The sequence below is a fragment of the Neobacillus notoginsengisoli genome (genome assembly GCF_003515685.1).
GTDB classification, from domain to species: Bacteria; Bacillota; Bacilli; order Bacillales; family Cytobacillaceae; genus Bacillus_D; species Bacillus_D notoginsengisoli.
In genome coordinates, this window is sequence record NZ_QWEG01000010.1 from 149454 (window position 1) to 168882 (window position 19429).

The 19429-nt window shown below is 41.7% G+C and carries 23 protein-coding genes and 1 pseudogene; 23 read left to right on the forward strand and 1 reads right to left on the reverse strand.

The genetic code is table 11. From position 1 onward, the window contains the following. The first annotated feature begins 71 nt into the window (after nt 1-71). The 11 genes from D1B31_RS16185 to D1B31_RS16235 all read left to right on the forward strand — a co-directional run bounded on the left by D1B31_RS16185 (nt 72) and on the right by D1B31_RS16235 (nt 8907). Nucleotides 72-1436 carry an ISL3 family transposase gene (locus tag D1B31_RS16185; protein WP_118922267.1) on the forward strand — a complete coding sequence of 455 codons (1365 nt, stop codon included), beginning with the start codon at nt 72-74 and terminating at the stop codon, nt 1434-1436. Between the two features lie 135 nt (nt 1437-1571). Further along, on the forward strand, nt 1572-3434 hold the full coding sequence (locus D1B31_RS16190) for a DNA primase family protein (protein ID WP_118922269.1): 1863 nt from the start codon (nt 1572-1574) through the stop codon (nt 3432-3434). A gap of 387 nt (nt 3435-3821) precedes the next feature. After that, the gene (locus tag D1B31_RS16195; RefSeq protein WP_118922271.1) at nt 3822-4232 is read left to right on the forward strand and encodes a sigma factor-like helix-turn-helix DNA-binding protein; all 411 of its coding nucleotides are present in this window, start codon (nt 3822-3824) and stop codon (nt 4230-4232) included. 72 nt (nt 4233-4304) lie between these two features. Further along, complete coding sequence (locus tag D1B31_RS16200) at nt 4305-4559, forward strand: hypothetical protein (RefSeq protein WP_118922273.1); 255 nt, start codon at nt 4305-4307, stop codon at nt 4557-4559. Next, on the forward strand, nt 4556-4921 hold the full coding sequence (locus D1B31_RS16205) for a hypothetical protein (RefSeq protein ID WP_118922275.1): 366 nt from the start codon (nt 4556-4558) through the stop codon (nt 4919-4921). Before D1B31_RS16200 ends, D1B31_RS16205 begins: the two co-directional genes overlap by 4 nt. After that, nucleotides 4918-5286 carry an HNH endonuclease gene (locus tag D1B31_RS16210; protein ID WP_118922277.1) on the forward strand — a complete coding sequence of 123 codons (369 nt, stop codon included), beginning with the start codon at nt 4918-4920 and terminating at the stop codon, nt 5284-5286. The genes D1B31_RS16205 and D1B31_RS16210 overlap by 4 nt, the downstream gene beginning before the upstream one ends. A 128-nt stretch (nt 5287-5414) precedes the next feature. Beyond that, the gene (locus tag D1B31_RS16215) at nt 5415-5945 is read left to right on the forward strand and encodes a phage terminase small subunit-related protein (RefSeq protein ID WP_240035303.1); all 531 of its coding nucleotides are present in this window, start codon (nt 5415-5417) and stop codon (nt 5943-5945) included. Next, nucleotides 5942-7687 (forward strand): terminase large subunit, encoded by a 1746-nt coding sequence (locus D1B31_RS16220; RefSeq protein WP_118922279.1) that lies wholly within the window; start codon nt 5942-5944, stop codon nt 7685-7687. Before D1B31_RS16215 ends, D1B31_RS16220 begins: the two co-directional genes overlap by 4 nt. A gap of 11 nt (nt 7688-7698) precedes the next feature. Beyond that, the gene (locus D1B31_RS16225) at nt 7699-8001 is read left to right on the forward strand and encodes a hypothetical protein (RefSeq protein ID WP_118922281.1); all 303 of its coding nucleotides are present in this window, start codon (nt 7699-7701) and stop codon (nt 7999-8001) included. Further along, nucleotides 8001-8681, forward strand: coding sequence for a LamG domain-containing protein (locus tag D1B31_RS16230; RefSeq protein WP_118922283.1), 681 nt, complete (start codon nt 8001-8003; stop codon nt 8679-8681). The genes D1B31_RS16225 and D1B31_RS16230 overlap by 1 nt, the downstream gene beginning before the upstream one ends. Before the next feature lie 4 nt (nt 8682-8685). Further along, nucleotides 8686-8907, forward strand: coding sequence for a hypothetical protein (locus D1B31_RS16235; protein WP_118922285.1), 222 nt, complete (start codon nt 8686-8688; stop codon nt 8905-8907). Between the two features lie 81 nt (nt 8908-8988). On the opposite strand, the gene D1B31_RS16240 is transcribed toward D1B31_RS16235, so the two are convergent. After that, a complete protein-coding gene (locus tag D1B31_RS16240) occupies nt 8989-9204 on the reverse strand; it encodes a hypothetical protein (RefSeq protein ID WP_118922287.1) in 216 nt (71 codons plus the stop codon). Between the two features lie 178 nt (nt 9205-9382). Between D1B31_RS16240 and D1B31_RS16245 the strand changes: the two genes are divergently transcribed. The 12 genes and pseudogenes from D1B31_RS16245 (at nt 9383) to D1B31_RS16300 (ending at nt 19419) form a co-directional block, all read left to right on the forward strand. Next, complete coding sequence (locus D1B31_RS16245) at nt 9383-10582, forward strand: phage portal protein (protein WP_118922290.1); 1200 nt, start codon at nt 9383-9385, stop codon at nt 10580-10582. After that, nucleotides 10551-11129: an HK97 family phage prohead protease gene (locus D1B31_RS16250; RefSeq protein ID WP_118922292.1), complete on the forward strand. Its 579-nt coding sequence runs from the start codon at nt 10551-10553 to the stop codon at nt 11127-11129. Before D1B31_RS16245 ends, D1B31_RS16250 begins: the two co-directional genes overlap by 32 nt. After that, a complete protein-coding gene (locus D1B31_RS16255) occupies nt 11126-12478 on the forward strand; it encodes a phage major capsid protein (protein WP_118922294.1) in 1353 nt (450 codons plus the stop codon). The genes D1B31_RS16250 and D1B31_RS16255 overlap by 4 nt, the downstream gene beginning before the upstream one ends. Nucleotides 12479-12489: 11 nt before the next feature. Continuing rightward, nucleotides 12490-12744 (forward strand): annotated as a pseudogene (locus tag D1B31_RS16260) (head-tail connector protein); the annotation flags it as partial. A 40-nt stretch (nt 12745-12784) separates the two neighbouring features. Continuing rightward, entirely contained in the window at nt 12785-13120 is a 336-nt protein-coding gene (locus D1B31_RS16265) for a hypothetical protein (RefSeq protein WP_118922296.1), read from the forward strand. After that, nucleotides 13110-13439 (forward strand): hypothetical protein, encoded by a 330-nt coding sequence (locus D1B31_RS16270; protein ID WP_118922298.1) that lies wholly within the window; start codon nt 13110-13112, stop codon nt 13437-13439. Before D1B31_RS16265 ends, D1B31_RS16270 begins: the two co-directional genes overlap by 11 nt. After that, nucleotides 13436-13810, forward strand: coding sequence for an HK97-gp10 family putative phage morphogenesis protein (locus D1B31_RS16275; protein WP_118922300.1), 375 nt, complete (start codon nt 13436-13438; stop codon nt 13808-13810). The genes D1B31_RS16270 and D1B31_RS16275 overlap by 4 nt, the downstream gene beginning before the upstream one ends. Nucleotides 13811-13815: 5 nt before the next feature. Continuing rightward, a complete protein-coding gene (locus D1B31_RS16280) occupies nt 13816-14454 on the forward strand; it encodes a major tail protein (RefSeq protein ID WP_118922302.1) in 639 nt (212 codons plus the stop codon). Between the two features lie 6 nt (nt 14455-14460). Continuing rightward, nucleotides 14461-14850: a hypothetical protein gene (locus D1B31_RS16285; RefSeq protein ID WP_118922304.1), complete on the forward strand. Its 390-nt coding sequence runs from the start codon at nt 14461-14463 to the stop codon at nt 14848-14850. Beyond that, entirely contained in the window at nt 14850-15056 is a 207-nt protein-coding gene (locus D1B31_RS16290) for a hypothetical protein (RefSeq protein WP_240035304.1), read from the forward strand. The genes D1B31_RS16285 and D1B31_RS16290 overlap by 1 nt, the downstream gene beginning before the upstream one ends. A gap of 14 nt (nt 15057-15070) precedes the next feature. Further along, nucleotides 15071-18625 (forward strand): phage tail tape measure protein, encoded by a 3555-nt coding sequence (locus tag D1B31_RS16295; RefSeq protein ID WP_118922306.1) that lies wholly within the window; start codon nt 15071-15073, stop codon nt 18623-18625. A gap of 5 nt (nt 18626-18630) precedes the next feature. Beyond that, nucleotides 18631-19419 carry a phage tail domain-containing protein gene (locus D1B31_RS16300; RefSeq protein ID WP_240035314.1) on the forward strand — a complete coding sequence of 263 codons (789 nt, stop codon included), beginning with the start codon at nt 18631-18633 and terminating at the stop codon, nt 19417-19419. Nucleotides 19420-19429: the final 10 nt, after the last annotated feature.

Sequence of the window (19429 nt, forward strand, 5' to 3'; positions counted from 1 at the left end):
AAAGTTCACCGTGAAGCAATACGATGGTACAATGGTAACATATACCATTACTGAACTTTCGGGGTGAAATTATGTTAAATCTATCAGAATTCAAAGTTATCAAACAAGAACAAAACAATCACTTCTATCGCTTTACTGTAGAAAAGAAAGAAATGCCTTACATGTGTATGCAATGTGGCAGTATCCAGTTCATTCATGAAGGCGAAGACATTGCCGACAATGTGGAATTTAAGCTCCATCAAGTCAAAGAGCGGACAGTGTCTGACATATCCATGCACGGCAAGGCAGTACGTCTTGTATTGAAGCACAGGCGGTTTAAATGTTCTGCTTGTGACGGAACCTTCTATGAGTACCTGGAAAGCATCGAACGCAATGGGAAGGTCACTAAGAGGCTTGTAGAACATATTAAACAACTAACACTAAAGCGACCTTTCCTAACGATTGGTGAGGAATATGGCATCTCTCATACAAGTGTTAGGCGGTACTTCCTGGAGTTTGTGGAAGAGAAGGAAAGGGATCGCAGGCTTATTGCTCCAAGAGTCCTTGGCATTGACGAGGCACACCTCAACAGGACCATGCGAGGCGTGTTCACAGACAATGAGAATCGCATCATGTTGGAAATGACTCCAGACAACCTAAAACGCACTGTAAAAGCCACCATACAGTCCATGGAAGGCTACAAGAACATTGAGGTTGCCACAGTAGACATGAACGCTGGCTATAAATATGCAATGAATGAACTTGTTCCTGATTGCTATGTTGTTGTCGATAAATTCCATGTTATCAAGTATGCCCAGGAAGCCTTAAATGCAATTAGAGTCCAGATTAAAAACGGCTTGCCAAAGGATGAACGACGCTTCCTGACAAGAGATAGGTGGGTTCTCCTGCGTAATAAAGAGGACTTGGAGTGGCGGGACATAGAAAGGCGTATGGAATGGTTTAAACGCTATCCTCTGCTTGAAAAAGCCTATTGGCTAAAGGAAGGCATCAGGGATGTTTACAACCAATCTGAGGACAAGCACGAAGCTCTGGAACGGTTTGCTAAGTGGGAAAGTGAAATACCAAAAGAGTTTAAGGAATTCAAAGCTATCCGCAGGACATTCAATAACAACAAACAAGAGATATTCAACTATTTTGATAGACCGTACACCAACGCTTATACCGAGAGCGTTAACAACATCATTAAATCGGTAGAAAAAGCAGGAAAGGGGTACACATTCGACGTGTTGAGAGCAAAGGTCTTATACGGTACTCATGCAACCTTAAAGAAGCCTAAGTACACCGAAGAGATGGAATTCCAACCATTCGAAAAGCTCTGGGGCGGTAAATTCGATATGGAGCCAATTAGAGTTTCCCCTGATCCAGAACCTGAGTTTGACATCGTTGGAGTCGATTTAACCACACTAAATGAAATTTTGAAGAGAGGTGATTTCTGATGGTTTTCCATCAGATTTCACTCTCAAAGTTCAATACCCCACTTTTACACCTCTGTTTATTAGGGGTAGCAATTACTAAATTCGACACAAATATTGGAAATCCTTTATGTAAGGGAAAAAGTAGGTGAGTAATTTGTGTATAAGGGTTATCTGAAGGGAAACGGGAAGCATGCTGCCACTGCTTTTAAGGATGGCGCAAAGCTCTTATCCTATCATACAGCACGAAAAGAAGATTCCTATGTTGGCATACTTGACGATGATTATATCATGGTTGATGTCGATGACATGGACGATGCCGAGACGATCTTGGACATTGTAGAGGATAAAAATATACAATGCTCTGTCCTAGAAACAACCGGAGGTATGCATTTTTACTTCCGCGGATACGATTTACCCGCCAATAAAATCAAATGGTATTCCAATATAGGTATCCTTTGTGACTATAAATTAGGAATCAGGAATACCGCGGACCCGTTGAAAATTGATGGGAAAATCAGGCGATGGTTACGAAAAGCAACGACTCACGAGCCACTCCCAAGATGGTTATATCCATATAACAAAAAAAATCCCAACCTAGCGAAGCTAACGGATGGGGATGGGCGAAACGATAAGTTATTCACGTATATTCTCAAGATGCAGGCCCAGGGAATGGCCAAGAAAGATATAAAAGAGACTATTTCCATCATAAATGAGTACGTCCTGGAAGAACCGGTTGAAAAAAGCGAATTGAATATCATCCTTCGGGATGAAGCATTCATGAAGGAGTCCTTCTTCGTGAAGGGTTCCTTCCAACATGAAAAGTTCGGTGACTTTTTAATTAATGAGCATCACATCTGTAAAATTGCAAATTTGCTTCATATATACAAGGATGGAGTGTACTCGGATGTTCAGTCTGACATTGAAGAAGCGATGATCAGGCACATTCCATCCCTTAAGCGGATGCAAAGGCAAGAAACGCTTGCTTACCTGCAGCTGAAGGCAGACGATAAGCAATTCTCGCCAACCAAATATGTTCCAGTGAAAAATGGGGTATTTAATCTTGAAACTTGGGACTTAGAGGACTTTTCCCCGGATATCATTACTCGAAACAAAATACCGGTCGCCTATATTCCAAAAGCTTATTCTGAGGTGACCGATAAGACATTTGACCGTTTGGCCGTTAATGATAAAAATATCCGTGCCATTTTGGAAGAGATTCTTGGGTATATTCTCTTCAGACGAAATGAATTTGCGGCCACATTTATTTTGACTGGGGAAGGTTCCAACGGAAAGTCATCCTATCTAAAAATCATCCGGAAACTGGCCGGGCGAGAAAATGCTGCCTCACTAGATTTGAAGGAATTGGATCAACGATTTAAGACGGCCGAGCTCTTTGGCAAGTTGGTCAACATAGGTGATGATATTTCCAAAGGGTACATTAAAGAGTCTTCCGTTTTTAAAAAGCTGTCCACTGGTGAAACCATAAACGTTGAGCGAAAGGGTAAGGACCCGTTTGATTTCACGAACTATGCCAAATTAATCTTCAGCGCCAATGAGATGCCACGGATAAATGATTACACGGATGGTCTTGGCCGCCGGTTACAAATTGTTCCCTTCCGGGCTAAGTTCAGTGCCGATGATCCGGACTATGATCCATTCATTACCGATAAATTACTATCGGAGCAATCCTTACAATATGTTTTGGTCCTGGCTTTCAAAGCGCTAAAGCGGCTGCTTAAAAATAAGAAATTCACGAAATCGAAAGCCGTTGAGAAAGAACTGGAAAAGTACCATGAGGAAAATAACCCTATTCTCAGCTTCGTCAACAATGAAGATATTGAGCTTGAACGAAGCGTTGTCGGCGATATTTACATTCAGTATAAGTTGTACTGTTCGAATAATGGTTACCAGCCGGTGAGTAATATCAGTTTTTCCAAACAGATTCGACAATTATTTGGTTTTGAATCGGTTGTTCAAAGAATCGACGGCAAAAACAAAAGAATTTTCTTAAGTGAGTAAGCTTTTTTTCGCCGCTTGACCAAATTCGGTCAAAAAAAGGGGGGATTTGACCGTTTTCGGTCACGAAAAATGAGAAAAAAGCACCTTTTTATGACCTTTTTGACGAAAAATGATGTAAAATGCGTTATGCGTTACGTTATCTGTTATGCTCGAAAACCCACTCATATCAAGGGTTTGAATGGTGCATAACAGATGTAACAGATAAAAAGCATTTCTTTATAAATAAATATAAATAAATAAAAAAGTTAATTTATATAAGAAAATAGGGGGCAAATGCGTTACGTTTTGAGTTTTAGAGTATCACAATCCCAGTCATACCAAGGGTTTGAGCGCATAACAGATGTAACGGAACGTAACGCATTTTAACCAAAGGCAGGTGATTGTCATTTGTACAAATGGTTAAAAGACTATCAGAAACTTGAGGATGATCTAGCTTACCTTGAATTTAATCTCGAACAGACAGAAAGGGAATTGAAAAGGTGGGTTGAAGGGGATTTAGTCGGGGTCAGGCTGCAGCATGATTCGCTGGGTGCCCAGGTAGAAGAAAACATAGAGAAAATAAAAAATGACATTGCCACCAAGACTGATCAAAAAGAAAAGATCATCAAATTAGTAAATACGTTTCGGGGACTGAATCATAAAATCCTTAAGCTAAAATACATTGACGGTCATACGTTAGAAGAGATAGCTGAGATTTTAAATTATAGTTCCAGTCATATAAAGAAGCGACACGCGGAAGCAGTACGGACGATTAAATTCATAAATGATTATAAAGGTTCAGTTAAGGAGCACTCCTAAAATGCATTTAAGCTATATACAAAACGGTTTATAGTAATAGCATGAATAACTGACGACAGGGAGCTGAATCATATGCAAGGTACCTGTGATCACTGCGGTAAAGTTTTCAATGTAAAAATGAAAACCAAGCATCATCCTAAAAAAGTAATAGAAACCTATTTTAAATGTCCGCACTGCAAACATAATTACACTTGCTTTGCTACTAATCCAGACATAAGAAAAATGCAAGAAGATATCAAACCTATTAAAAATAATATCTTTCGTTCAGCAATGCAGCGAGAGATAAATGAAAAAATGAAAATACTAAAAGGAGAGATTATGAAATGAATGTTGAAACCAGGAAGACGGCAGCTGGCACTGAGTACTGGGATACGAAGGAAAAACGTGTGCGGTTTGTGCCGGCAGGATCAGAGCCGGACTTTGAAGTGACAGAGAATCCAGTATCTATGTTAGCGATGAATGAACTTGCTGGCAGTATGAAGCAATTCGGAGAGATTGCTAACGAGGAGGATTCTCAGCCATTCGGAGTAAATGATGGTGAGAGAGATTACCAGCTGAGTGTAATGACGGTTAAGCAATTAAAGGCTTTAGCAGAAAAGAATGATATTGAGATTCCTAAAGATGTGACTAAGAAAGAAGACATTGCTCAATATATCTTCGATAACTGGAATGCTGATGATACGGAATGAAGTACTGCGGTGAACAAGGCTGTAAAGTCCTAATCACTTCCGGTCGTTACTGTGACAACCATAGGCGGCGAAGGAAGGACAAGCCTGTTTATTCAAAGAACAAATCATTCTACAATACTCAAGCCTGGAAGGATTTAAAAGCATACTGTTATCAGCGAGACAAAGGCTGCTGCTTACGATGTGGGAAGTTTGTCTTTGGAAGAAGAGCTCATCACCATCACATTGTTCCCATTCAAATCAATCCAAGGTTGAAGCTTGATCCGGATAACATCATGACTCTTTGTCCACAGTGCCATATGATTGTGGAAAATGAAACGAATGAAAAATATCGGCCAAAGCCAAAGTTCGATTGGAAACTATCCTAGAAAAGCATACCCCCCCTCTCAAAAACGATTTTTTTGAATCGATGGGAGGATAGGGAGCGAGGGGTCAAACGCGCGCCTCAAAAAAATTTTTGAAATTATTTTGATACAACAAAGGGGGTGGGTGGAGGTTGGCGAGAAAACGAGATCCGAATAGAGATAAAGCATTCGATTTGTTTAAGAGTCACGGCGGGAACATTACCAACCGTGCAATTGCGGAACAATTGGATGTGGATGAAAAGAAAATCGCTGTTTGGAAAGGCCGGGATAAATGGGCCAAAAATATAAGCGGCGAAAAACGTTGTACAACAAAGAAGAAAAATACAACAAATAAGAAACCTCGTAAACAGGATACTCGTTCCGTCCAACGTGAGCAAGTTATAATTGCGTTGGTCGAAGCCGGCACCTATTCACCGGCCCTTGATTTGCTCATTGAAATATACCTGGATGCTTATGAGGAATACAAAGAGCAACCGTCCGAAAAGCTTCGGAAAGAGCTCGCCAAATATCTTGGTCAACTTGGCCTGGACGGAAAGAATAAGGACCTTATTAAAAAGAGCGGCCGCCTCCTCGAGAAAGGCGATGCTGAGAAGAAGGAAGAAGAACCTACTCCTGCTGAAAATAGTAAGTTGGTCCAGTTTAGGCAGAGGATGTCCAGATGATTGATTTTGAAACAAATTACGCTGATATTTTTGCCAAGGAAGTAGAGCGTAAGCCGAAGCTGTTTCCTGATTCCGTCAAGCTGGCGGTAAAGCGATATCGAAAATGGCAAAAGCGAAAAGATATTTGGTTCGATGTCGAAAAGGCCAATGCCATGCTCTATTTTACGGAAACATTTTTGAAGCATGCGAAAGGCCGATGGGCCGGGCAGCCTTTAATCTTGGAATCTTGGCAAAAATTTTTCTTTGCAAACATTTACGGTTGGCAAAAATATAACGAAAATGGCAAAGCCGTTCGGGTGATCCGGACGGCTTATTTACAGGTTCCAAAGAAGAACGGGAAGACAATCATGGGCGGCTCGCCAGTCATCTATGGGATGTATGGTGAAGGGGTCAAGGGTGCTGATTTCTATATTTCGGCCAATACCTTTGAACAATGTCAGAATGCAGCCATACCAATTGCTCTTACCATTGAAAACAGTCCAGACTTAAGGCCTGGTACCCGGATTTATAAAGGGAAAGAAGATACAATCCGGTCTATTAAATACACTTTTGTCGAAGATGGAATAAAATACGCAAATACCCTGAAGGTGTTGACTAAAGATAATGCCGGCAACGAGGGGAAAAACCCGTATGTGAACTATTTTGACGAAGTGCACGCTCAGATGGACCGTGAACAGTTTGATAACTTGCGGTCTGCCCAGATAGCCCAGGATGAACCGTTAAATATTATTACCTCCACAGCTGGTAAGCAGTCAGGATCCCTGGGTGCTCAAATATATGCCTATGCCAAAGAAGTCGTAAAAGATGACAATGACGATTCTTGGTTTGGGATGATCTATGAGCCGAACAAAAAATTCGATTGGGAAGACCGAAAAGTATGGTTGATGGTCAATCCGAATATGGGCGTGTCCGTCAACATGGAGTTTCTCGAGAATGCGTTCAAGGAAGCCCAGCAAAACAGTTTTAACAAGGCTGAATTTATGTCGAAGCACCTGGACGTTTTCGTAAACTACGCCGAGACCTATTTCGACAAAGAAGAATTAGAGCGAATGTTGGTTGAGGATATAGGCGAGATTGCAGGAGAAACGGCGGTTGTTGGTGTCGACTTGTCACGGCGAACCGACTTAACTTGTGTTTCGATAAATGTTCCTAGTTTCGATGATCACGGAGAACCGTTACTTAAAGTAAAGCAAATGTACTTTATCCCTGAATTCGGCATTGAAGAAAAGGAGCTGCAGCGGAACGTACCTTATCGCGAATTGGCTAAAGCAGGCTATGTCACATTGTGTCCGGGCAAGACGGTGGATGAGGATATGGTTGATGAATATGTGCAGTGGGTGTTTGAGCATTGTAATTTAGTACAAATAAATTATGACCCGGCACTCGCTGAAAAATTGGTCGAGCGATGGGAGATGCTGGGCCTCCAATGTGTGGAAGTGCCGCAGTATCCAACTCATATGAACGAGCCGTTCGACGACTTTGAAATACTTCTCTTGCAGGAACGAACAGTAAATGGAGAAATAAGAGCAGCGATTGTTACCGATAATCCACTGCTCATTTTTTGTGCCCAAAACGCAAAAATTATCACAAATATCAACAATTTGAAGGCGCCAAGTAAGCGGAAGTCACCAGAGCACATTGACGGATTTGTTGCCTGTTTAATCGGCCATAAAGAAACGCTCAACATGATGGACATAAGTACAGATGGATTGGATGAAATGATTAGTAAGATTTATAGATAGGAGCGATGACGATGAATTTTGGTGGTCCAGGTTCAACGGAAATATCGAGTAAAGTTTTAGACAGTATTTTGGCAAGGCTGAAGGAGAAGTTAGATGTCTCACTCTCGGGGAGTAAAGCGGTACAAGCGAAAGTCTTAACGGTAGGGCAAGAAGTGGCGGCAACAAACGGCATTACCACTAATACAGATGTTGTAGCGGAAGTTTTGTTTGCTAATGATAGTACAAGTGTTTCGGTTAAATTAATTGCAGGGGTTGTTTATCCTTACAGTGTAAAGAAGGTTGTTTCTGGTTCAGGGATTGTGGGGTTATACTAATGCTTCTAGGAAATGCAATGGGTTTACCGTTCAGACATGGAATTTCTAGTAATAAAAAATATGCTCTGTATTTTGATGGAGTAGACGATAGAGTCACAATTCCTAATAATGTGGTTTTTAACATGACTGAAGAAATCACGATTGAGGCCTGGGTAAAAACAGGGACAAATATTTTAAGTGAACAAGCTTTTGTAGAAAAACAATATTCCGGTCAATGGGAGTTCGCTATTTTAAATAGAGGATTAAAAGTAAACGCCTTTATAGGCGGTCAATATCGTTCCGGATATATGATGGCTACCCTACTTGGTTTGCAACCTGAAACATGGTATCACTGTGTATTCACATATAAGAACGGTAGTGGCAAGATTTATTTAAACGGTGAATTAAAACTAGAAAATAACAATGTTTCAGGGCCTTTAGGTACAGCAAACGCGGCATTAAACATTGGGCAAAGGTTTGGTAATAATATCCCTTTTGGCGGGTTGTTGCGTGATGTTAGAATATGGAACATCTCGCGTAGTCAAGAAGAAATTGTTAATAACATGAATAAAATACTTCAGGGAAATGAAAAAGGCCTTGTGGGATATTTCCCACTAAATGAAGGGTATGGAGATAAGGCGTATAATCGCGCTACAGGTATTGATGGTAATATTTATGGTTCAACATGGGTGGAGGTATAGGAGCATGATGCATGTATTTGAAATTAGGACTCAAGAGGGAAGGCTTTTGCGTGAATATTTCGCTTCAGTGGATGTTGCAAAAAAGACAGCATTACTTGAAATGGAGTTTGAACAAGAGTCATGGTATCAGATTAATCATCATCACTGCTATCATGACGAAGGTATGCCTTGTAAGCAATGGACGACTGTGGCCCAAAAAGGGGAAATGCCAGTCGAAGAACCATAATGCTATATCTAACTAACGGAGTTCGATAGTTTGATAGTGAAAAAGTAAGTCGCAAACAATAACGACTTACTTTTTTCTTTCTCATTTAAACATTTTTTTAATACCTTTTATTGCTTTTTCTGTGGATTTTTTAAATTCAGAGGTATCGACGTCAAAATCTTCTCCACAGAACTTACACTTGATTTTTGCAACAGAACCTTGTTTAAGTAACCACCCGGCATCAACTGGAGTCTTTTTCCCGCATTTTGGACAGGGAATATCAACTTTCTGTCCTTTGAATAAATCACTTGTTCTCATTTTCCACCCTCCTTTCCTTGAAATACCAATTCAACAAGGGGGAGGAAATACCTTTCACATAAACTAGTGAATTTGAATAATTTGTTACATTTTGTTCATAAATCGGAAAGGAAGTGATCCGCCCATCTCCTAGTTACCAGGTGGGTAACCATACGTATAACCGAAAGGCGGTGATAAATTGGGATTAAGAGATCGATTTTCAAACTGGGTTTATAGCAAGCTCGAAAAACGAATTAAGGAGATTGACGGCGGATCCGTTCGCTTTGCCTCTGTTTTTGCAACGGAGGAAAATATTTTGGAATCATCCGATGTTTATGAACTGCTGCAGGATATCAGTAACCAAATGATGCTGGCCAACATTGTCATTGTGGACAAAGATGGTAATGAAGTCCAGGATGCGCGGGTATCGAAAGTTTTACGGAATCCGAATAATTATTTGACCGGGTCCGAGTTCATCAAATTGATGACTAATTCATTTTTGCTCAACGGCGAAGTTTTCCCGTTACTGAATAATGGCCAAATTCACCTGGCGGCAAACGTTGAAACGGAACTGGACAAGCAGCTGCAACAGCATTTTAAAATATCGGGCACCGAGATTCCGCCTGATATGATCCGACACGTTAAGAATATCGGTACTAACCATCTGAAAGGGGTGGGGTTGCTCGAGCTCGGTAGAAAAACTCTGGAAGGGGTTATGAATGCGGAAAAGGTTTTGACGGAGAAATATGTCAAAGGTGGCATACTCGCATTCCTGCTCAAGTTGGACGCGCACATCAACCCGGCGAACGGTGCTCAGTCAAAATTGATTAACGCTATTTTGGACCAGTTGGAAGCCATTGACGAATCACGAACAGTCAAAATGATTCCTTTGGGTAAGGGATACTCCATCGACACGATGAAGAGCACAATTGATGACGAGAAAATATTGTCCTATTTGAAAGTGTATAAACCTGATTTAGGTAAGTACCTAGGAATCAATGTTGATACATACACGGCTTTGATTAAATCCGATTTAGAAAAAGCCATGATGTATCTGCATAACAAAGCCGTCAGGCCAATAATGAGAAATTTTGAAGACCATTTGAGTCTTCTTTTTTTCGGCCCGAAATCTGACAAGCGTATCAAATTCAAGATTAATATTTTGGATTTTGTCACATACAGCACGAAAACAAACATCGGCTACAACATTGTCCGGACTGCCATTACATCGCCTGATAACGTGGCAATTATGCTCGGATTCCCGCCACAAAATACACCGGAAACACAGGCTGTTTATATCAGTAATGACTTAACAAAAATCGGCAAGAAAAAAGCCACTGATGACAGCCTGAAAGGGGGTGATGACAATGAAAAGGAAGAAGGAAACGAGAACGGTTGACATCACCAACATTCAAACCAGGTCCGAAGAAAATGAGCCGGTGAAAATTAGCGGCTATGCTGCTGTTTTTAATTCCAGGACAAGTATTGGGAATTGGTTTGATGAAATCATTGCTCCCGGAGCATTTGACAGGTCAATATCTGCTAAAAATGCCGATATTCGCGCCCTCGTAAACCATGATTGGGACAAGGTGATTGGTAGAACCAAAGCCAAAACCTTAACCCTACGCGAAGATGAAAAGGGTTTGAATTTTGAAATTGAGTTGCCGAATACTTCTTATGCTAGAGATTTAGCTGAAAGCATGGAACGTGGCGACATTGATCAGTGCAGCTTTGGTTTTTTTGTCGATGAAGGAAAAGAACGGTGGGATTATTCACAGGAACCTGCTTTGCGAACCTTGGAAGAGGTTGAACTATATGAAGTGTCAATTGTAAGCCTACCGGCCTATGAGGACACTGAGGCGGCATTAGTCCGCAGCAAGGAAATTGATAAGTCCGTTGAAAAACGGATGCAAATAATTAAAAAAATTAATGGGGTGCTAAAATGAACCGAAAATTACTGTTAGCTTTGCAAAAAAGAAACAAGGCGCGTTTGGAAGAACTGCGCAAGAAATTGGAAAAGAACGAAGTCCGCGAGGATGAAATTGAATCCGTCCAGACTGAAGTTGATGAACTGGCAGCCGAGGCGCAAGAAATTGCGGATGCGCTCGAAAATCTACCTGCCGAGGAAGACGAAGGTGGCGAAGGCGAAGAGGGCGAAGGTGAAGGTGAGAATAACGAAGGTGGCGAAGGTGGCGAAGAAGGCGGCGAAGGTGCTGGCGAGGGTGAAAATCGCTCTGCCATTTCCGGTGAAAAGCGTAGTGCCATCTTAAATGCCATTGGACAAGGGCTTTCCACTCGTGGTCACAAGTCCACAAAAAATAAAGAGAAAGAAATTCGTTCTGCATTTGCTAACTTTGTAGTTGGTAATATTTCAGAAATGGAAGCACGCACACTAGGCGTAGACATTAATAACGGTTCTGTAACAATTCCACAATCTATCGCAAGTGAAGTAATTTCATATGCCCAGGAAGAAAACTTACTCCGTAAGTATGGTACCTATGTCGCAACTGATACTGATGTCAAATATCCAGTTTTAGTTAAGAAAGCGGATGCGAATGTAAACAAAACGGAACGTGCTAAAACTGGAAAAGAAATTGAAGAAACAGAAATTGAATTCGATGTAATCGATTTGGATCCGGCTGAATTCGATGCACTTGCCACAATTACGAAAAAACTACTACGTCGTACTGGTGTCAATGTTGAACAAATTGTTATCGAGGAACTCAAAAAGGCATATGTCCGAAAAGAAACGAACTATATGTTTAACGGAAACGATGCTGGTAATGAAAACCCGGGAGCCCTTGCCAAAAAAGCTGTGGGTTACTACGAATCCAAGCCAGTCGATATCACTGCTGCCGGATTCTCCCAGCCGTTATATCAGGAGTTGGTTAAGCTAAAGGGTCTGCCTGTTACAGAGGTTCTTAAGAAATCGATGTGGATCATTAACCGTGCAGCCCTAACTATTTTGGAGGGTATGACTGATACAACTGGCCGCCCGCTATTGCACGAAGCAAAAGATGGTGTAGGCTACACGCTTCTCGGTCACAAAGTTGATTTCACGGATTCCGCTGATGGCACGGATCGGACTAAGCCAGTTTTCTACTTTGGGGATTTCAAAGCTTTCCACATTCAAGAAGTAAAAGGTGGAATGGAACTCCAAAAGCTGGTTGAAAAATATAGTGGAACCAACAAAATCGGTTTCCAAATTTACAACCTTATCGATGGTCAGCTAATCTACTCTCCATTTGAGCCGGCCGTTTATCGCTATGAAGTGGGCGCGGTTAAGTCTGCTTAAGGGTGATCCCTATGGAATTAACTCAGAAATTAAAATCACATATTCACTGGGAGGAGGGCATGGATGAAACCATGCTCCCTCTTTATTTAGAGCAGGCCAAATCCTATGTAAAAAAGGCAACCGGTGGCCAGAAAGAATATTTGATCATTATGGTGGCCGGTATTTTTTATGAATACAGGGTTGCCGAAAAGGAACTGGGAGAAGCTCTGGAAGCTATGACCCCGTTTTTTGTCCAGGAAACGTATTCTGATGACGAAATAGACCAAACCGCAGCCACACCATTGGTTGTCCAGGAGGTTTATGCTGATGGCCAGACGCAGGACGAATAACCTTAAATGGACAGCTGACCTTTTGAAACTTGGTGAGATAATTGACCTTAAAACAGATCGAGTTGAAATGGGCTATCCGTTTGTCCGGAAAATCAATTATGCGACTCTTGGGGTCACGTCCACGGATAAGATTTTTGCCGAACGGCCCGTGAATGAGGTTGTTAAAAAGATTGAGGTTCGCCTTGACCGGGACATCGAGGACAATCAAAAGGAGTACCGGATTGAAATCCGCGGCAAAAAATATAATATCGAGCGCATCTATATAAAAGAGGATTTGCGTTTGATGGAGTTGAGTTTATCCTATGCAAATTAATTTTCAGCAACTGCGAGCCATTATGAAGGAGTCTGGCATCCCTGTTTATCGTGACAGCGCGCCTACCACTGCAAAGTACCCGTACATTGTCTATGAATATGTAAATGAGACCCATAAAAGGACCTCCAATAAGGTTATTAAGTCGTTACCACTCTATCAGATAGCAGTTATCACAAATGGCACGGAAAGCGACTACGAGCCTTTAAAAGAGGTTTTTAATCGACATGGGGTTTCCTATGATATGTTCTTCGGTATCCCATTCGATGAGAACGACGATACCGTAACTCAATTCATTACGAATGTCCGGTGTGTCCAATGAATAATAACAATGGCTTTGAGGACATGCTCAAAAAAATGAAGACGCTGCTGAACGTAAATAAGCAAGTCTCCCTGGATGTTTTGGAAGAGGCAGCTAAGTATTTTGCCGAGAAGCTTAAGCCGAAAATTCCTGTGGCTGACCGAAACTCAAAGCACTTACGGGATCAGTTAAAAGTTGTTGTTAAAAATGACATGGTTCAAGTGATTTTTGAAGATGCTGGTTGGTATTGGCATTTAGTGGAGCACGGCCATAGAAAGCGTGGTGGAAGAGGCCGAGTTAAGGGCCGGCATTTTGTCCAAAACACCTGGGATGCAGAATCTGAAAAAATTTCTAAAATAATGGTAGAAAAAATTATTCAAAAAATGGAGTGATATGAATGGCAGGTAAAGCCAAAGAATTATTGTATCCAGTGGGGGTCGAATCCCTCTTTATTGCATTTATGACTGAAAATAAAGACAGTCGCGACGCTCTACCTACTTATGATACTGAAATCTATCAGCTGGATAACATTGTTTCCATCGGAATTGCTGGAAACCCAACCACGGTTCAAAAATGGGCATCTAACAAGATGTTCGTGAATGCTTTTAAAAACTCAAAGTTTACGCTTAATTTAACCCACGTTGCGCTTCCGCAGGAAGTGAAAGACAAAATGGACGGTATTACTGCTGAAAAGGGCGTTGCTTTTGGAACATCAAAAGTGAAAGAGTACCCGATGTTTGCTCTTGGTTTTATCGCTCCACTTTCGGACGGATCGCGTATTGCTCGCTGGTATCCACGTGTGCAAAAAACAATGACAGAGGAAACATTTGAAACTGTCACTGATGAGGCGGACGTTAAAGACCTGTCCAATGTTTTTGAAGCTACTCCACTTTTGTACAATGATGTGACGGTAGCTGACTTTTCAGAGGTTCGAGATTCAGCACTTGGCATTACCGCTGAACAATTTATGGAACAAGTGATTGCTGATGAATCACAACTTGCTTTATTAAGTGCCGCGCCAGCTGGGGGAGAGTGATTTTAATTGGCTAAATTAAGAGATTTAGTAAACGTTGATATTAACCGGGATACCATCAAGATACAAGGGGCGAAAATCCCGGTTATTTTCACGTTTACAAGCTTTCCTTACCTCGAGGAAGCATACGGTAAGCCTTACCATGTGTTTGAAAAAGACCTCAACCTCATGATGAAAAAAGGAAAAGTGGTGCTTGGGAAAAAGGAAGTGCGTCTAATGTACGCTTTGATATATTCAATGATCCGGAGTGGCGGCACGGATGCAACGGTTTCTGAGGTTGAAGGTGCCATTCCGTTATCTGACCTTCCGGACATCTTCCAGGTGGCCTTCCGCTTATTTAACAATCAAATCTTCCAGGCGAAGGATGCTCAGAAAATAAAAACTGAAAAAAAAAGCTGATGAATAAGTCTCAATCCGACGAACTGGATTGGGACTTTTATTTTTATGTTGCTGAAACACTGCTGGGTTGGAGTAGAGATTCATTCTTCAACAGCACGCCTGCCCATTGGTTGAAGCAATACATTATGCATCTAAAGTTTACCAATCCAAAGGCTCTTAATCCCGAAAAAGAAGTTCATTACTTGGATCAGACGCCATTCTTATAAAGGAGTGAGGTGATATGGCCGAAAAGGCAAGTAACGTTGTTCTCAATTTTAAAATGGACGGTCAAGTCCAGTACGCTAAAACGATAAGAGATATTAACGCAATCATGAATGCGGCTGCTAAAGAATACCGCAACCATGTTGCTGCCATGGGTAAAGACGCGGACGCAACAAAAAAGCTTTCTGCAGAAAAGAAAAAGCTAGAGATTCAGATGGAAGCTGCTAAACAGCGCACTCAAATGCTGCGTACTCAATATGAGGCGATGGCAAAGGATTCGAAAACGACAACTGGGCAGCTTGCTCAAATGCACGGTAAACTACTTGATGCAGAGCGGGCTGAGATGGCCCTGGAAGATGCAATGGAACGAGTGAATGCCGGACTATCCGAACAAGCCGAAGAGTCCAGAAAAGCCGAGGATGCGCTAAATAAACTGGAATCGGAAGCGGAGAAACTTGAATCTCAAACCGAAAAGCTAACCGCTGAATACGAACTGCAGGTAGCTCAGTTGGGTGAGAATGCGTCCGAGGCAGAAAAATTAAAACTGCAACTGGAGCACTTGGACAAGGCACATGATCTTGCCGGTGACCAGGTGAAAAATTTCGAGCAGCAATTAGAAATGGCCAAAAAGCAATATGGTGAGAATTCATCCGAAGTAGACAAATACGAAATTCAACTACTGGAAGCAAAAAAAGCCGAACAAGACCTGGCCAATGAAATTAAAACCACAAACACAAAGCTAAAAGAGCAAGAAGATGTACTTGCCAACACGTCCAAAAAGCTGAAAGAAACCGGCGACAAGATGAAAGATGTTGGTAAAGATTTAAGCATGAAAGTAACGGCTCCCATTGTTGCGATGGGTGGGCTTGCCGCTAACTCAGCAATCGAATTTGAAAGTGCATTCGCCGGGGTACGAAAGACGGTTGATGCTACCGAGGAAGAGTTTGCTCAGCTGAGTGATGGTATTCGCGATATGAGTAAAAACTTGCCGGCTAGTGCGGGTGAGATTGCGGCTGTTGCAGAAGCAGCTGGTCAACTCGGGATCCAGAAAGAAAACATCCTGGGTTTTACTCGAACCATGATTGATCTTGGCGAATCTACTAATATGTCAGCTGACACGGCCGCGACTGAATTTGCTAGATTTGCGAACATTGTCAACATGTCTCAAAAAGACTTCGACAAGCTTGGGTCAGTAGTAGTTGACCTTGGTAACAACCTGGCCACTACTGAGGGTGAGATTGTCAGTATGGCAATGCGTTTGGCCGGTGCCGGTGCTCAAATCGGGCTATCTGAGGCGGATATTATGGCTTTAGCTGGTTCATTGTCCTCGGTTGGTATTGAGGCTGAGATGGGTGGATCCGCAATAAGCAAAGCAATGATTCGAATGCAGGTTGCAACTTCGACTGGATTTGACGAAGTTGAGAAAATGTTAAACTTTGCAGGAATGTCACTCCGTGAAGTTGAAATGATGGCATCGCACAGTGGCAAGGCATTTGGTCATCTGGCTGAAGATATGGGCATGACCAAAACAGAATTGAAAGCGTTAGTAAATTCCGGAAAAGACTTAGAAAACTTTTCGAAGATATCCGGCATGACGGCCGAGGAATTTAAAAATGCCTTTGAGAAAGACGCAATAGGCGCCCTTGGAGCCTTTATCAACGGTCTTGGTGGCGCTGAAGAAGCTGGCGAATCTGCAATCAACATGCTTCAAGAAATGGGCATCACGGAAGTGCGTTTGCGTGATGCTTTATTGCGTGCCGGTAATGCCAGTGAGTTGTTTGCGAGCTCTGTTGAACTGGCCAGTAATGCATGGGGCGAAAACAGCGCGTTGACAAAAGAGGCAGAACAAAGATATGCGACCGCAGCATCTCAACTGGCCATGTTTAAAAACACTTTAAATGACTTGGGTATCACAATAGGAAATATCATTGTCCCTGTACTATTGGACTTGGTTAATATGGTTAAGCCGGTCATAGAGGGGTTCGCAAATATGAGCGAAAGAAGTCAAAAAGTAATCCTGGTCATTGCGGGGATTGCTGCTGCAATTGGACCCCTCTTAATCATAACGGGGATGCTACTCAGCAGCATAGGTTCAATCATATCGTTTGTTACAACCGCATTGCCGATTATAAAGGCATTCGGAGTGTTTCTAGCAGGGGTTTCCGCACCAGTTTGGGGGATAATCGCTGCCATTGCCGCGGCTATCGCTATAGGCATACTGTTATGGAAAAACTGGGACACGATCAAAGCGAAAACAATTGAGATTTGGAATGCAATCGTTGAGAAATTCACAGAGGTAAAAGATAAGGTATCTGAAAAAATCTCTGAAATGGTTGCTAATGCTGTAGCGAAATTCAATGAGTTTAAAGAAAAATTAGTTGCTAAAATGATTGAAATAAAGGATAGCGTTGTAAGATTTTTCACTGAAACCATTCCCACAGCATTTAATAATTTTGTTTCATTTCTTTCCGAATTGCCCGGTAGAATAATGGCATTTTTAACGAAATTATTCCTCGAAGATATTCCATATGCCATTGGTTATGGAATTGGGTACATGATCTCTACCATATCCGAAGGAATAACGAATATGATTGAGTTTTTCCGTGAATTGCCAGGGAAAGTTCTATTATTCCTAGTCTTAACGATTGCCAATATCGCAATTTGGGCTGCTGATATGAAAAAGCGTGCCATTGCTGCTGGGACTGAATTTTTAACCAACACCATAAAGTTCTTTAAAGAGTTACCGGGTAAAATATGGACATTTCTAACTGAGACGATTACAAAAGTCACGACATTTGTGCATAGTATGAAAGTTAAAGCGGTTGAAGCTGGAATTACTTTTGTCCAAAATGTAATAAACTTTATTAAAGAGTTGCCGGGTAAAATATGGGCATTTTTAGTGAATACCATTTCGAAAATGGCGCAATTTGTTTCTGATATGAAAAGCAAGGCTAAAGGTGCAGGTAAGAATGCTTACGATGGGATTGTGGATGAAGTAAAAAAGATACCAGGTAAATTGAAAGAACTAGGTTCGGATATCATTACCGGTTTAGTGAACGGGGTAACCAATAACATCAAAAAAGTCGCCAATATAGCTAAGAAAGTAGCATCCAGTTTTACAAAAGGATTTAAGGATGCCATGGGTATCAAGTCTCCATCCCGAGTGATGTTTAAAGATGGCCAATTTACAATGGAAGGTCTTGGACTTGGAATTGAAGACATGGTCGACTATGTTGTTAGTAAAACGGCTAAAGTTGGTCGAGCCATTACTGGTGCAATGGAGAACGCTCTATCATTCGATGTACCGGAGCTAAACATGACGACAGTCAGGCAGCCAAGCCAATTTGGAGCCGATAGCAGTCCTGCAGCTGGTGACAACGGTCTAGCATTAGCGGCAATTAACCAGCTTGGAAAAGAGATCGCCAGTAATATTGGCGGCGCAAGCGGTGATATCGCTGTTCACGTCTACCTGGATACCAGGGAACTTAATACACAAATGGCTCCAGGAATGAGCCGGACCATCAATTCCAATAACAAAATCCAAGCCCGGACGCTGGGGGTGGTTGCGCCGTGATCACGATGGATGACAAATACAGATTCGAATATTTTGGTTTTGAGCCCGAGGCTGGGTACGAGGATCCTATTACTCCAATGTTTGAACGGAAGACTTTATTGATTCCGGGTAAGGTTGGAGCTTGGGATTTTGGTATTGAAGAGCGGGAAAAGCCTTTTGCTTTTCCGTTAAGGATAGATGAACGACTCCATAATGATATGCAAAAGAAGTTTGATGACTTTATAGCATTTTGGTTTGATGCGTTCGGTAAACCCCGTAAGGTTAAGATTGTTCGGGATTATGATCCTGATAAATTTTATATTGTTAAAATTGCAGCAGAGATCCTCCCAGAACGGCTACCGGAAGAAGGTAATTTTATTTTGCCGTTGGTTGCAAATTATCCTCGGAGACGGTTCATTGAATCTACTGAAAATATAGGCTGGGACAGTGACATACCATTTGAGTCCGACATCTCTTTTGACGGGGAATACGAGTTCCAAATAACTGCCCCTCAGCAACTAAACATCGTGAACGATGGGAAACTAGCAATCCGTCCAACGATTAGAATAACCGGTGCAACGGATACATTGACTCTATCCATAAACGGACAGAGTTTTTCTTTTGGAAAAATTACTTCTCCTATAGACATTCGAGGGGAGGAATATACTGTTTTGGTTGGTGGCAAGTCCAGCTTTTCAGCTATGAACGGGGATATTACAAAGCTGATTTTACTACCTGGTGATAATTTAATATCCGTGTCTGGAACCAACTTAAACATAAACATAAGCTTTACATTTCATTTTGAATACTTGTAAGGAGGATGTG